This window comes from Aquimarina ulvae (assembly GCF_053613295.3).
Map to the genome: position 1 here is coordinate 558,916 of NZ_JBSIBP030000001.1, position 13,879 is coordinate 572,794.

At 34.0% G+C, this 13,879-nt stretch carries 12 protein-coding genes and 2 tRNA genes; 4 read left to right on the forward strand and 10 right to left on the reverse strand.

The genetic code is table 11. The features are described 5' to 3' along the window. Nucleotides 1–85: 85 nt before the first annotated feature. The 4 genes from ACWGOQ_RS02430 to ACWGOQ_RS02445 all read right to left on the reverse strand — a co-directional run bounded on the left by ACWGOQ_RS02430 (nucleotide 86) and on the right by ACWGOQ_RS02445 (nucleotide 5,634). Nucleotides 86–520, reverse strand: coding sequence for a hypothetical protein (locus ACWGOQ_RS02430; RefSeq protein ID WP_452056960.1), 435 nt, complete (start codon nucleotides 518–520; stop codon nucleotides 86–88). A 28-nt stretch (nucleotides 521–548) separates the two neighbouring features. Next, a complete protein-coding gene (locus ACWGOQ_RS02435; protein ID WP_452056961.1) occupies nucleotides 549–1,817 on the reverse strand; it encodes a beta-helix domain-containing protein in 1,269 nt (422 codons plus the stop codon). Between the two features lie 404 nt (nucleotides 1,818–2,221). Beyond that, entirely contained in the window at nucleotides 2,222–4,849 is a 2,628-nt protein-coding gene (locus tag ACWGOQ_RS02440; RefSeq protein WP_452056962.1) for an AsmA family protein, read from the reverse strand. 77 nt (nucleotides 4,850–4,926) lie between these two features. Then, entirely contained in the window at nucleotides 4,927–5,634 is a 708-nt protein-coding gene (locus tag ACWGOQ_RS02445) for a queuosine precursor transporter (RefSeq protein ID WP_452056963.1), read from the reverse strand. 108 nt (nucleotides 5,635–5,742) lie between these two features. Between ACWGOQ_RS02445 and folK the strand changes: the two genes are divergently transcribed. Beyond that, nucleotides 5,743–6,870 carry a 2-amino-4-hydroxy-6-hydroxymethyldihydropteridine diphosphokinase gene (gene folK / locus ACWGOQ_RS02450; RefSeq protein ID WP_452056964.1) on the forward strand — a complete coding sequence of 376 codons (1,128 nt, stop codon included), beginning with the start codon at nucleotides 5,743–5,745 and terminating at the stop codon, nucleotides 6,868–6,870. Nucleotide 6,871: 1 nt separating this feature from the next. On the opposite strand, the gene ACWGOQ_RS02455 is transcribed toward folK, so the two are convergent. Genes ACWGOQ_RS02455 through ACWGOQ_RS02465 form a run of 3 tightly spaced genes read right to left on the reverse strand, consistent with a single transcriptional unit; the run spans nucleotide 6,872 to nucleotide 9,175 of the window. Further along, the gene (locus tag ACWGOQ_RS02455) at nucleotides 6,872–8,188 is read right to left on the reverse strand and encodes a dipeptidase (protein ID WP_452056965.1); all 1,317 of its coding nucleotides are present in this window, start codon (nucleotides 8,186–8,188) and stop codon (nucleotides 6,872–6,874) included. A gap of 15 nt (nucleotides 8,189–8,203) precedes the next feature. Further along, nucleotides 8,204–8,740, reverse strand: a complete 537-nt coding sequence (locus ACWGOQ_RS02460; protein WP_452056966.1) for an RNA methyltransferase — start codon at nucleotides 8,738–8,740, stop codon at nucleotides 8,204–8,206. A gap of 60 nt (nucleotides 8,741–8,800) precedes the next feature. Beyond that, nucleotides 8,801–9,175, reverse strand: coding sequence for a four helix bundle protein (locus ACWGOQ_RS02465; protein ID WP_452056967.1), 375 nt, complete (start codon nucleotides 9,173–9,175; stop codon nucleotides 8,801–8,803). Nucleotides 9,176–9,465: 290 nt separating this feature from the next. Here ACWGOQ_RS02465 and mutS point away from each other — a divergent pair, with 290 nt between their 5' ends. From mutS to ACWGOQ_RS02480, 3 genes are all read left to right on the forward strand, one after another. Then, nucleotides 9,466–12,057 (forward strand): DNA mismatch repair protein MutS, encoded by a 2,592-nt coding sequence (gene mutS, locus ACWGOQ_RS02470; protein ID WP_452057205.1) that lies wholly within the window; start codon nucleotides 9,466–9,468, stop codon nucleotides 12,055–12,057. A gap of 131 nt (nucleotides 12,058–12,188) precedes the next feature. Continuing rightward, nucleotides 12,189–12,260: transfer RNA gene (locus ACWGOQ_RS02475), tRNA-Gly, on the forward strand. 17 nt (nucleotides 12,261–12,277) lie between these two features. Further along, a tRNA-Leu gene (locus ACWGOQ_RS02480) sits at nucleotides 12,278–12,361 on the forward strand. Nucleotides 12,362–12,570: 209 nt separating this feature from the next. Here the strand turns inward: ACWGOQ_RS02480 and ACWGOQ_RS02485 are convergent. Genes ACWGOQ_RS02485 through ACWGOQ_RS02495 form a run of 3 tightly spaced genes read right to left on the reverse strand, consistent with a single transcriptional unit; the run spans nucleotide 12,571 to nucleotide 13,833 of the window. After that, a complete protein-coding gene (locus ACWGOQ_RS02485; RefSeq protein ID WP_452056968.1) occupies nucleotides 12,571–12,801 on the reverse strand; it encodes a hypothetical protein in 231 nt (76 codons plus the stop codon). Nucleotides 12,802–12,837: 36 nt separating this feature from the next. After that, nucleotides 12,838–13,335 carry a hypothetical protein gene (locus ACWGOQ_RS02490; RefSeq protein WP_452056969.1) on the reverse strand — a complete coding sequence of 166 codons (498 nt, stop codon included), beginning with the start codon at nucleotides 13,333–13,335 and terminating at the stop codon, nucleotides 12,838–12,840. Then, nucleotides 13,336–13,833, reverse strand: a complete 498-nt coding sequence (locus ACWGOQ_RS02495; RefSeq protein WP_452056970.1) for a Panacea domain-containing protein — start codon at nucleotides 13,831–13,833, stop codon at nucleotides 13,336–13,338. It lies immediately after the preceding gene. Between the last annotated feature and the right edge of the window lie 46 nt (nucleotides 13,834–13,879).

Genomic DNA, 13,879 nt, shown 5'->3' on the forward strand with positions numbered 1-13,879 from the left:
AAGATATTGCTAACGATTGGTCAAAAGTTTAAAACAAAAAAAAACAGCTATAAAGAGGCTGCTTTAGTTTGTATATATAGTGCGTTTAAAAATTTCCGTCTATCCCAATTCGAATTTTTTTAATCATCTCTTCATAGTATAGAATAGACCATATGATTTTTTCAGTGTCAGCATAAGGTATGAACTCTGTTATCAAATTGCTGGTTTCCTCAAAAGTTTCAGTCGTAGTTTGGTGATGTTTTTTTAATAATTTTAGATTGTCCGAGTTTTCTTTAATTCCGATATCCGAAAGACTTACACCTGCTTCATGTGTTAACGCTATATATGGAAGGACGGTAATGATTTCATTCGCTCTTTCTGTGTATAGCTTAACCAGTTCTCCTTTTTTCAAACCTTCCAGTTCATCTATCGTATGAAATTTTGTTATCAAGGTACTTTGATCGAAAAATATATTCTTTTTGGATTGGGCAAAGCTGGTAATCGTTAGAAATAATACTACTAATAGGGTGATTGATTTCATTATAAGGTAATTAAATTGAATTTTGATCTTATTGCATAACAGTGTAAGTGTCCCGCGATTGTTTTAATGTAAATTGTGGATTTTTATCATCTAGTGGCTTCTCAAAAAAATCAGCGACATTTTTGAATTGCGTGGTAAACATATTGTATTTAAGCAGTTTTTGTGCTTCAGTTTTTTGTACTAAGGAAACGAGAACATTAGTATCGTGAACATTAAAAATGCTGTTTTCTAAAGAAAACGACTTTTCTAGATTTACGTAGGAGTTATAGGATGTATCAAATTTAACTACGTTAGCAAAACCAGATATTCTAGAATCCGTAAAATTTAACTGTGCAAGATTTTTAGATGAAATTGCAGCATGGGTATGTTGATAGTTACTACTATCAGATAAATTGATTAAAGTCGCATCTTTAATAGTTACAGAGGACAACGCCTTAGAACTGATCCCCAATTTTTTATCATAACCATCTATCTCAATAGCATACGAACCGCTGATGTCAGAAATATATGGGTGTCTCACTGCCAGGATATTGTAGAGTTCTCCCTGATATCCCAATGTGAAATCATAGTCATCATCTTTGGCTTTATATGAAATTAAATTATTCATATTTACTTTGCCACCAAAAAACTCAAAAGAATCATCGGCAGAATGGCTTATCATAATATTATTGAGTATGGACCCTGTTCCTATTGCATACAATGATAGGCCATTTAATTCTTTTGATCTGTTTATTTTTTTTCCAGCATACTCAATTCTTACATAGGTCATAATAGCGGTCATTTCGTGGTCATTTTTTCCGCCATACAGTGAATATTGAGGTAAAAAGTCACCTTCTATAACTCCTACTTCTGAAGGAGAATTAATGGTTGCTGAACCTGCAATTATGATACCACCCCAATCCCCACTTTTTCTTGCTTTAGGAGATTTACTAGAGGTAAAAATAATAGGTTGACCACTCAGTCCTCTGGCAATAAGTTTAGCCCCTTTACTAATAATAAGACTTGTTTCTGTCTTGGTGTCGCAACGAATGATAGTTCCTTCTTCAATAGTTAAAGTAGCTCCATTAGTCACATAAACATTACCAGACATCAAGTAGACGGCATCGTTTGTTACATAAAAATCTTCATTGATAATAGCAGGTATGTCTTTATCTGCTATTGGGTAGGCTTCGTGATTGGGGTCAAAATTTGTCCATCCTTTCATCCATTTCATGGAATCGTCATTGATTGTATTTTGAGATGATATTATCGATGGGGAAAATATCAATATTGTCAAGGATAAAATTATTGATCTCATAACTGGTATGGGGTTTAGTGTTTTGAGAGTAAAATTATAACTATAAGCAGTTAGCTTATTGGATACAGCTTTACTAAATAGTTAATTCAGTTTTAATGAATTTATTGTGTTGAAAATGCTATTTTTATTGAAAAAAAGAGTTGAAGCATCGGATTTTGTATATGAAGTATTAATTTTTTTAAATTTTAAATGGTTACTGTATGTTATTAAATCCAATTAAAACTTAATCCTTGCTATTTTGTTTTATAATTTCCCAATGCTAATGTAATAAGAAATATGCTTAAAAAAAACTAATCACCTACGTTACTGATTCCTGATTACGATTTTTAAACAAAATGGAGCATACGATCATTCTAACTCATAAATGACCAAAAAAATAGATTTACATGTACCATACAAAAGCACTAGTTCTTCGTTCCTGTAGTGTCTTTTTTCTTTTTCTTGCCAAGAAAACCTCCTAAAATATCCTTAGCAGCATCTTTAAGTTTGTCTTCTTGCTTGTCCGTTGTTGTTTTTGTAGAATCTTTATCCTTTTTAGCGTCTCCAAATAAATCTGAAAGAACTTTAGTGCCTTCATCTACTATTTTTCCTTTTGCTTTTGCTTTTTGTTTGTCTATAATTTGCTGTGTTAGTTGCGCAACAGCCTGTTTGGTGTTAAGATTAATTTTGGGGTTAGAGAAATTACCTGATATACCAATAGGTAGCGCAACTTTCATTTCATTTGCTTCCTGATCAGTTAGTTGAGAAATCAATCCGCCAACATCGCTACCCAGGTATTTTGCAGGAACGTCTAACGACACATTATAATTCATACTTGTATCAAAACTATGACTTCCTCCTGCGGTTATTTTAATGCCTTTGACATCAAAATCAAACGGTTTTATATTGATCTTACCGTCATCAAAAGTTAGGGATGTTCTTATGTCTTTTAGATTAAGTTTATCTAAGTCTAAAAAGTTTAGTTGACCATCCAGTTTGGATAATAGCGGTGTTTGAGCTGTATTGACTTGGGCATTTAATATTTCTGCTAAAGCATTTCCCGTAAGAGAATTTAATATCGGTGTCAAATCATTATTTAAGTTACCACTCAGATTGATTTGTGTGGAGAGTGCTCCGTTTAGGGCTTTGGCAATTGGAGCTAAGCCTTGCAGCAACTCTAAACTTGCAAATGATTTAACAATGTCAATTTTACTTAAGTCTAAATTCATTCCAAAATTAGGAGTTTCGGATTTTGTAGATACTTTGCCATTAAAAGCAAGTCCTCCATCAAATAGGTTAGACGTTACGTTTTGTAAAGAAGCAGTTTCATCACTTATTTTGACACTTCCCTTAGTATTTCGTAATTCTAGGTTGTCATAAATTACTTTTTTAGCATCAAAATCTAATGTTGCATCAATAAAAGAAGGAATTTTTAGCGCTTCTTTTTCTGTCGTGTTGGTTTGGGATTTTGTAGTCTCATTTTCTGCTACCATAAAATCATCTACGGCAAAAACCTCAGAACTAACATCAAAATTTCCTTTCAGATCCTGTTTTGAAAATAAAAACCCCATTAAATTGTTGATAGTACCGGCTGCTACAAGATCTGATTTTCCGGTAGTGACCTGCATTTTATCCAAGGTAATTGTTTTCGGTTTGAAACTAATATTGGCATTTTTTATTTTTATTTCGTTTGGTAGCTCTGGCGATGCATACGTAAAATCATCCAGGCTGGCCATACCAGAACTTTTTACATTTTGGTATTGTCCTTTTTCTAGGGACTGCATATCGAAATTAGTACTCACATTTGCTTTAAGTATTCCGTTAAGTTTTTGCTCCAATTGCAATGGATATGCTTTGTCTAAATTAGCGAGGTTTAGTGTCCCGTTAACTGCCATATCTACAACCATGTTTGTAGTGATATTTTTTAGACTTCCTTTGGCAGCAAAAGTATCCTGATCTATTCTAAATGTAAGGTTTCCGATGTTTATAAAGGTATCGTCCGCTAAACCAGTATCGTTTTTAATCTGAGTGTCTATTATTATATTCTGAACGCTTTTGGGTAGGTCAGGATATTTGAAAGAAGCGTTGCTTGAGGTAATTTTGATATCCATTTTCGGGATGTGTACGTCATCAACTTTCCCTTTAATAATTCCATTGACCAAAAAATCTCCTGTAGTTTGGACCCCATCCAAATTTTTGGCATATGCTTCAGGGATAACCGCTAAGAAGTTTTTAAAATCAGAAGACGGTGTTTTAAAACTGATATCTACATCGGTGTATTCTTCAAATAATTGCACAAAACCTTCAAATTCCAGCGGTAACTGATTTACCAAAGCCTTATTTTCTTTAAAGGTATACCGCTGATTTTCAAGATCTAGTTCTAGCGCTGCTTCGAGCTGTAATATATTTTTATTTAGGTATTTAGTGTTGTCGAGACTCAAAGAAATGTCAGAACGGGATTTCGTATCTAATAGTATATTTTCTCCAGACAACGATCCATCGCCACTATGATTTACATTAGTCATTAGCAAAGCAATTTTACTTACATCATCTTTATAAAGTAGTTTGCTGTTATTGATTTCATAATGATCAAGTTCAAAGGTAAAAGATCCATTTTTTTCTTCAGTAGCTTCTTCGGTTTCAGCTGTTTTTTTTGTAATGTCAAAATTCGAATTCCCTAAGGAATCCGTCTTGATAGTGATATTTGCTTCATCAATTATAAATTTTTGAACACTAATCGGCTCCGAAGCATCTTTGAATAGTTCTTTAACAGACATATCCAGTGATATTTGTTTTGCATACGCCAGTGTGTCTCCTTCAAAAGGAGCAAAGTTTATGATTGATAATCCATCTACAACAACAGATGCCTGTGGAAAGCTTCTAATTAAACTGATGTCTACGTCATCAAAATCAACCTTTGCGTTTACGTGTTCATTAGCTAAATAGCGAATTTTATCTTTGATGGTTCCTGAAAAAAGAAACGGAATAGAAATGACCGCCAGGATTAATACGACTATTAGAATGCTTACGATTTTAAGGACTTTTTTGATCATGTGGATGCTTTTATGTAAAGTAACGATTTACAAAGGTACGATGTTGCTATTTTTGAGTTAACTATTTGTTAGATTTTTTATATTTCGAGTTCTAATTCACCTCCCTGCTTTAGCTGAAATCTTTTTCTGAGTATAAATACACCCAGATATAATAGCGGAGTATCGAGTGCAGCAACCAGGACTTTAAATAAGAAGCCATTAAGTAATAGTATGCCAAAACGATCCCAATCAATGATACCTGTGGAACATAATAATAGTAATACTGTTAGTGTGTCAATAAACTGAGATGAAAATGTAGAAAAATTATTTCTAATCCAGAGATGTTTCCCTTTGGTAATTTTTTTCCAAAAATGGAAGATCTGTATATCGATATATTGTGCAAAGAGATAGGCCATCATAGAAGCAAAAACTGCAACGGCAGTTGCGCCGAAGACTTTTGTAAACGTTTCATCATCAATAGGAGACCAAGCAGTGGCGGGTACCACTTTTGATGTGTATACGATTAATAGAGAGAAGAAAGAGGCAAAAATACCGGCAGTAACGATCTGATTGGCTTTCCTCTTTCCGTATACTTCACTAATGATATCGGTTATTAAAAAAGTAATAGGATAGGGTAAGATTCCTACCGAAATTTCAAATGTATACACTCCAAAAAAATCCCAATAGAAAAACTTCTGAAAAATTAAATTAGAAGCCACTAAGGAAGAAATAAACAAAGCCCCAAGAATAAGGTAAATTCTGTATGCTACTATTTTATCCGTAAGATTTAGGGGAGTTTGATTCAAAATATAATTAGTTCATAATACTTCGCACAAAAATAAGGTGAAGTGATTTTGTTTTCCTTAATTTGCTCTTAAAATACAGAGTTCTGATCAGAATATAAAATTCCATATTTGAAAACATCAAATCGTATACATATTTCATTAGGAAGTAACGTAGGGGATAGACTCGATTATCTTCAGCAAGCTGTAAATGTAATCTATGAAACTATTGGTAATGTAGTTACCGTTTCTGGTGTATATCAGACACCAACGTGGGGATTTAGTGGCGATGATTTTTATAATGCAGTTCTTCTTATTGAGACTTCTTATACTTCTTCAGAGGTGTTACATAAGCTTTTGGAAATCGAAAATTTATTAGGAAGAAAAAGAACAGATACCAAAAAATACGAGGCAAGAACTATTGATCTGGATATTATTTTTTCTTCAGAAGGAATTATAGAAACAGAGAAATTGATTGTTCCTCATCCATTTTTACAGGATCGTAAATTTGTCTTAAAACCATTACAGGAATTAGAAAGAGAAATACAGCATCCGATATTAAATCAAACAGTAAGCCAATTATTGGAACAAACGAGGGATACTTCAGAAATCACTAAACTCGAGGAAGTAATCATAAACCCTAAAGAAAAATATTCTTTATCATCCGTTCAATATCTAACTATAGAAGGCAATATCGGTGCAGGTAAAACCAGTCTGGCCAATCTTATTGCACAAGAATTTAATGCCAAGTTGGTTTTAGAGCGTTTTGCGGATAATCCATTTTTGCCAAAGTTCTATAAAGATATGGAGCGGTATGCATTTCCTTTAGAAATGTCTTTTTTGGCAGATCGATATCAACGATTACAAGATGATATTGGTCAATTTGATTTGTTCAAAGAGTTTGTGGTTAGTGATTACGATATTTTCAAGTCATTGATTTTTGCACAGGTAACTTTACAAGAAGATGAATTTATATTATATAAAAAGGTCTTTGATATCGTGTATCGTGATTTACCTAAGCCAGGGCTATACGTATACTTATATCAAAATACAGAGCGTTTGTTAGAAAACATAAAAAAACGTGGACGAGATTATGAGCAGAAAATTCCTGCAGCATATCTTGATAAAATTAATAAAGGATATTTACAATTTATAAAATCCCAATCTCATGGTAATGTAAAGGTTATTGATATATCCGATAAGGATTTTGTGACCAATCGCGAAGATTATATTTGGGTTTTAAATCACTTGAGTGTTTAACCTATCCTTTCTGTAACTCGCTTGCAACTTTCTGGACGTTATCCAACACACGAAGTAAATTACCGCTCCATAGTTTTTCGATTTGTTCTTCTGTATATCCTCGCTTTACCAATTCTAAGGTCACATTCAAAGTTTCTGAAGCATCACTCCAGCCTTCAATTCCACCACCGCCATCAAAATCAGAACTTATTCCAACATGTTCTATACCTATTTTATCAACCATATAATCAATATGGTTTACAAAATCGATAACATCTACCGCAGGAGGCAGGTCTTGCATTTTCTTAACTTTAGCTCTTTTAATGGGCAACATTTTCATATAAAAATCAAAGTACTTTTCTTTGTCTTCTGCACTTAGTTTGGCTACATCTTTGCGCTCCAGCCAAGTGACCCCCATAGAATCTGCAATTTGTTTTGCTATTTCTAACTCTTTTTCGTTACGCTTTTCAAATTTCTCTGTATTCAGATAAGAAGTAAAGGCAACTGTTTGTACCACACCACCATTTTCTTGTAACCATTGTAATTGCTCGTCATCAAGATTACGACTATGATCACACAGGGCTCTTGCAGACGAGTGAGAAGCTATAATTGGTGCTTTGGAAAGCTCGATCATTTGTCGCATAGATTCCTTTGAAGGATGTGATACGTCAATCATCATACCCCACTTATTCATTTCAGCAAGAACTTCTTTTCCAAAATCACTTAACCCATTGTGTAACCAAACATCGTCCGCTTCTCCGGTATTGGAGTCGCAAAGTTGGCTGTGGCCGTTGTGTGATAATGACATATATCGGGCTCCCAGGTCGTAGAATTTTTTTACATTAGTAATATCAGTTCCTATTGGATATCCGTTTTCAACCCCGATCATTGCAACTTTTTTACCTGATTTATGAATTCTGCGAACATCATCAGCGTTTGTTGCCAGCTCTATCTGATCAGGAGCAATTGTATCAACCAATCTGTGAATAGCATTAAACTTAGACATCGCATTTTTATGGGCTTTATCAAACCCTTCTGTGTTTAGTGAGTCCTGACCAGTATAGACAATAAACCAAGCAACATCCAACCCTCCTTTTTTCATTTTTGGTAAGGTAATCTGTGAATTTAGATCTTGGGTGTAATTGATGGAGTCTGTAAAGTTTTTAACATTAATATCACAATGCGTATCGAGGGTAATAACTTTTGTATGAATTTCTTTTGCTTTGGCAATAAGTTGTTTCTCTGTCATTGGTTCTTCCCCTTCTTTAGGTTCAGTTGTTTTTTGGTGACAACCTATAAGACTTATGCAGATGGCTAATGTAAAAGCAAAATATTTCATGGAGATCATAATGAGTTAGTGAGCCTTAAACTTACAAAACAAATCCCATATCACAACGCCGGCGCTGACAGAAATGTTTAAAGAATGTTTGCTGCCGTATTGCGGTATTTCAATTACACGATCACTTGCAGAAACTACTTCTTGTTGTACACCTTTTACTTCGTTTCCAAAAATGATTGCATACCTTTGATCAGATTGAGGGATAAAATTATCGAGCATAACAGCATTCTCTGCTTGTTCTATGGATAGTATTTTTACATTTTCAGATATAAGCTTTGTAACTAGTTCTAAAGTGCTTTCTGAGTATTCCCAATCCACGGTATTGGTAGCGCCAAGCGCTGTTTTCTGAATATCCTTATGCGGTGGAGTGGCAGTAATACCGCAGAGATATATTTTTTTGATTAAAAAAGCATCAGCGGTTCTAAAGACAGCCCCAATATTGTTAAGACTTCGAATATTATCTAATACAATAATTAGTGGCGTTTTTTTCGCTTCTTTAAACTCAGCCACTGTTTTGCGATCCAGTTCACTGTTTTTTAATTTTCTATTCATTTTTTTTAAAGTTTGCAATACTCAGTTTATAGTAGGTAGTAACGGTTTTATATTAATAAATTAATCTGTGCCTTTAGCACCGAACTTCCTGGGATTGTTAATCGTATAATTTATTAGGTTATCTACTTCTAAACTCAGTGAAGTAAGGTAATCAAGAGTTTTTTGATCTGTATACTTATATGTTAAAGAAAACTCAAGCCAAGTTTGAGTTTCTGCATTCTCAAAATCACTATCAGTGAATTTGCTGATAAAATGCTTGGGGTGTTTTTGTTTTCTATATAATTCGGAGATAGTAGCTGTTACACCTTTTGAAGATCGTCCTATTTGATCAATAAGAGCGTATTTTTCTTCTTCCGGAAAGTTTTTGGTAATCTCCAATATTTTCATCACTACATCAAATGATTTTTTATAGACTATTAGATTTTTAAAATCCATAGTTGATTTAAAATTTTATCAAAGGTATAACTTTCCTCTTTTCCTATGGTATTATACTAATTGAACTATTAAGATAAGGTTTCGAGTGTTTATTTACAGATACAGTATTCACTGCAAAAAGAGGACTTAGTACTGCAAACTGCTTTTAAAGAAATTGTGAATAAAAATAAATAACTCCTTTTAGCTACATTTCAAAAAAAAAAGGAGAATACCTACTTTAGCCTTCGTAGAAAAATCAAATCCTCTTGGCACCAAAAAAAGTTAAAAAAGAAAAGAAGGTAACGCCTTTGATGAAGCAATATAATGCTATCAAAGCCAAATATCCAGACGCGCTCTTACTATTTAGAGTAGGCGATTTTTATGAGACTTTTGGAGAGGACGCTATTAAGGCAGCGGCTATTCTGAATATTGTACAGACCAAAAGAGGTAATGGAAGTGAACACGAAACAGCTTTGGCAGGTTTTCCGCATCATTCTTTAAATACCTATTTGCCAAAACTGGTGAAGGCAGGAGAAAGAGTTGCGATCTGTGATCAGTTGGAGGATCCAAAGCAAACCAAAACGATTGTCAAAAGAGGAGTAACAGAATTGGTCACTCCCGGAGTAGCATTAAATGATGAGGTTTTACAAAGTAAGACGAATAACTTTCTTTGTGCTTTGCATTATGGTAAAAGAGAATTAGGTGTTGCATTCTTGGATGTTTCTACCGGAGAATTCTTAACCGCACAAGGAGGTGTTGCCCAGATGGATAAATTGTTGCGTAATTTCAGTCCTAGTGAAGTCTTAATCCCTAAGCCAAAGAAGCAAAGTTTTCAAAGTGATTTTGGAAAAGATTTTCATACATTTTTCTTAGAAGATTGGGTTTTTAAAACGGACTATGCTCATGAAACATTACAGACTCATTTTGGAACCACTTCTCTAAAAGGATTTGGAGTGGATCATTTACAAGAAGGTGTGATTGCTGCCGGAGTGATTCTTCATTATTTAGGAGAAACACAACATCATAAATTACAGCATATCACTGCTATCCAGCGTATTGCAGAGGATGAGTATATATGGATGGATCGTTTTACCATTCGTAATCTCGAATTGTATAACCCCAATGCTGTTAATGCCGTAACGCTCATAGATGTTATTGATAAAACCATCTCTCCAATGGGAGGGCGAACCTTAAAACGTTGGTTGGCGTTACCTCTTAAAAATATTACAAATATTCAAAAACGTCACGAAGTAGTACAATATTTTTTAGACACTAAAGTATTGCTTCATAAGATTCAGCATCAAATAAAGCAAATCGGGGATATTGAGCGTTTGATTTCTAAAGTCGCCACAGGAAAGGTAAATCCAAGAGAAATTATTCAATTAAAGAATTCTCTGGAAGCTATAGTTCCAATCAAAGCGCAAGCTGCTGCTAGTAATAATGAAGCATTAAAAGTAATTGGTGATACCTTACATGATTGCCAATTGTTGCGCACTAAAATTAAAGAGACGCTTAATGAAGAAGCTCCTGTAAATATTCTGAAAGGAAATACCATAGCAGACGGCTATCTGGAGGAGTTGGATGAACTGCGTTCTATTGCCTTTTCCGGAAAAGATTATCTGGATAAAATGCTGGAGCGGGAAACAAAAGCTACTGGGATTACTTCGCTAAAAATAGCCTCTAACAATGTTTTTGGATATTATATAGAAGTACGTAACACACATAAAGATAAAGTTCCTGAAACCTGGATTCGTAAACAAACACTCGTAAGTGCCGAAAGGTATATTACAGAAGAGTTAAAGGAGTATGAGGCCAAAATACTTGGTGCAGAAGAAAAAATTCTATTAGTAGAGCAGCAATTATTTAACGATCTGGTTGTTTGGATGAATGAATATATCAAACCTGTACAACTAAATGCAAATTTGATCGGGCAATTGGATTGTTTGTGTTCATATGCGCAGTTAGCAGAAGAGAATCAATATACGCGTCCGATTATTGATGATTCTCATACCCTCGAAATCAAAAATGGGCGTCACCCTGTTATAGAGAAGCAATTGCCTCCTGGAGAACAATATATAGCAAATGATGTTTCTTTGAATAAGGAAGATCAGCAAATGATAATGATTACAGGTCCTAATATGAGTGGTAAGTCTGCGATCCTTCGGCAAACCGCTTTGATTGTTTTATTAGCACAGATGGGGAGTTTTGTTCCGGCGGATAAGGCTATGATTGGCGCTGTAGATAAAATATTTACTAGGGTAGGAGCGAGCGATAATATCTCTATGGGAGAATCTACTTTTATGGTAGAGATGAATGAGACGGCAAATATTCTAAACAATATATCGGATAGAAGTTTGGTACTACTAGATGAGATTGGTCGTGGTACCAGTACATATGATGGAATTTCAATTGCCTGGGCGATTAGTGAATTTTTGCACGAACACCCGGCAAGGCCTAAAACATTGTTTGCTACACATTATCATGAACTTAATGAAATGTGTGAGACTTTTGGCCGAATTAAGAATTATAATGTCGCTGTAAAAGAACTAAAAGACAATGTACTGTTTCTTCGTAAATTAGTTCCAGGAGGGAGTGAGCATAGTTTTGGGATTCATGTGGCTAAAATGGCCGGGATGCCCCAACAAGTTTTGCATAGAGCCAATAAAATGCTCAAAAAATTAGAAAAGTCTCATAGCAGTGAAGAATTAACAGATAAAATAAAGAATATTCAAGAAGAAGATGAATTACAGCTGAGTTTTTTCAACCTGGATGACCCTTTATTAGAAGAAATTAAGGAAGAAATTGTAAATATTGACATCAATACCTTAACTCCGGTAGAAGCTTTGATGAAATTAAATGAGATTAAACGTATGTTAACCAGGAAGAAAGCTCCATCAGTGTAAAGTTTTTAATTCTTTTTTGAGAAAAGATTTTGGTATTATTAGAAATGTTTTAAATTTGCACCCGCCTACGTACCAAAGGGCACTTTGGTGGTTGGGTCTGCAATAAGAAATTGCAACGTTCTTAAAAAAATGCGAAAGTAGCTCAGGGGTAGAGCATCACCTTGCCAAGGTGAGGGTCGCGGGTTCAAATCCCGTCTTTCGCTCTGAGAAAATATACCACGCTCGGGTGGTGGAATTGGTAGACACGTTGGACTTAAAATCCAATGTCCATTAGGACGTACGGGTTCAAGTCCCGTCCCGAGTACATAGAGAAACCGCAACAACTTAATTTACAAACTGTTGCGGTTTTATTTTTTGAAATAATGTCAACCGATTGACAACGAAATGATATTTGTACTCCTTTTGCCGTTGTAAAAACATTATACTAATATCTTTTTCTGCTTTGCGTGCAGGCTACTAAGGATTTTTAGATATTCCTTTTGTGTGGTTAAATTTGTTATGTTATTATTCGTACTAAAAATCATTACTAAAATCAATTGAATCCTTATTTAAGAGTATACTAGTTTTAAAACTCCTTAATTCTGTAATTGTGTTGGTATCCGAATTATAAATGACTTCGGTAAAAAACTTTTTTATTGCAGAAGGATTAAACCGATTTAAATTTGTGATGTAAATATCTGAAAATGCGCCTTGCTTGTTTACAACTAACGTTTGCTCGTTCAAATCAAGTTTATAGAAACCCATAAAGTCTTAAATTTAAATCCAAAATAAAAATAGGAATTATTTTATTCCGTAAATCTTGTGTTCAGGGTCAAATGCTAGTATATGTAGTTTTGCATAGTGACCAACTACAAAAAAAATCCTCGGTGCTTTTTCTACACCACTTTTACTATTGTATAAACCTATTCTTCCAAATGAAGGAGTGCTCTCGGGAGTTCTACTAACTCCGATAGACTTGAAGAAAATCTCTTTTAATTTTTTATTGGCACCAGTATATATTTTGAAATCTAAATTTGTATTCCCATCTAACAAATCGCCTAATCGAGTCTTAGATACTTCAATCATTTTCTCAAAATAAAGATGAAAGTCTTCTTTTGTAAAATTCTCACTCGTTAAGCATATTTCCCTTTCTACTTTGTAACTTAGTAAATCATATGAAATACTTGGTTTGAAATCTTCTTCAATAGTAGGATTATCACCTATATTTAAACTTAAATCTCTTCCAAAACCAATAACTTCATCAGAATGAGAACGGAGTGCCTCTTCAAAGTCGCCCAATTATGATAGTTTTTGACTATAAAAATCAAACATCCATTCAGCCTTTATTTCATTAGTAGAACGCTCAAAAGGAGATAGTTTTTTTCTTGCCTGATTCCAAGGCTTGTCTGTATGGGTTCTTAAAACAAGATTGCCTTCATCCTGTGAAGCGTAAAATTTTAAGACTGAATTTATTACGCTTTTTTGGTTTTTTGTTATTTCAAGAGATTTTATTTTTTCCTCTAGTAAATCTTCAATATTTTCAGTTTTATCAATTGGGATATCTTCACTTTTAAAAAAACTGTGTTTATACATATCATAAACAGAACGATAAACAGGACCATTTACCCAAGCTTGAGGTAATTCTGTAAATAAGTTGTTTTTGTCAAACTTAGCGATATGCCATGCTTGAATGTAATAAAGTATTTTTTGTAATTTTAAAGGAGATATTCTTAACCCATTAGCCTTGCAATACAATACTACTACATCAACCAAGTCAGTTAATAATACTTTTTTCATTTTCATATGAGTTTTTCAAAACGATGCAAAATTACAACATTTAGCA

Coding starts and splice junctions, on each gene's coding strand:
- ACWGOQ_RS02430 (WP_452056960.1), bottom strand. CDS start 520: ATGAAATCAATCACCCTATTAGTAGTATTATTTCTAACGATTACCAGC.
- ACWGOQ_RS02435 (WP_452056961.1), bottom strand. CDS start 1,817: ATGAGATCAATAATTTTATCCTTGACAATATTGATATTTTCCCCATCG.
- ACWGOQ_RS02440 (WP_452056962.1), bottom strand. CDS start 4,849: ATGATCAAAAAAGTCCTTAAAATCGTAAGCATTCTAATAGTCGTATTA.
- ACWGOQ_RS02455 (WP_452056965.1), bottom strand. CDS start 8,188: ATGAAATATTTTGCTTTTACATTAGCCATCTGCATAAGTCTTATAGGT.
- ACWGOQ_RS02460 (WP_452056966.1), bottom strand. CDS start 8,740: ATGAATAGAAAATTAAAAAACAGTGAACTGGATCGCAAAACAGTGGCT.
- ACWGOQ_RS02465 (WP_452056967.1), bottom strand. CDS start 9,175: ATGGATTTTAAAAATCTAATAGTCTATAAAAAATCATTTGATGTAGTG.
- mutS (WP_452057205.1), top strand. CDS start 9,466: ATGAAGCAATATAATGCTATCAAAGCCAAATATCCAGACGCGCTCTTA.
- ACWGOQ_RS02485 (WP_452056968.1), bottom strand. CDS start 12,801: ATGGGTTTCTATAAACTTGATTTGAACGAGCAAACGTTAGTTGTAAAC.
- ACWGOQ_RS02495 (WP_452056970.1), bottom strand. CDS start 13,833: ATGAAAAAAGTATTATTAACTGACTTGGTTGATGTAGTAGTATTGTAT.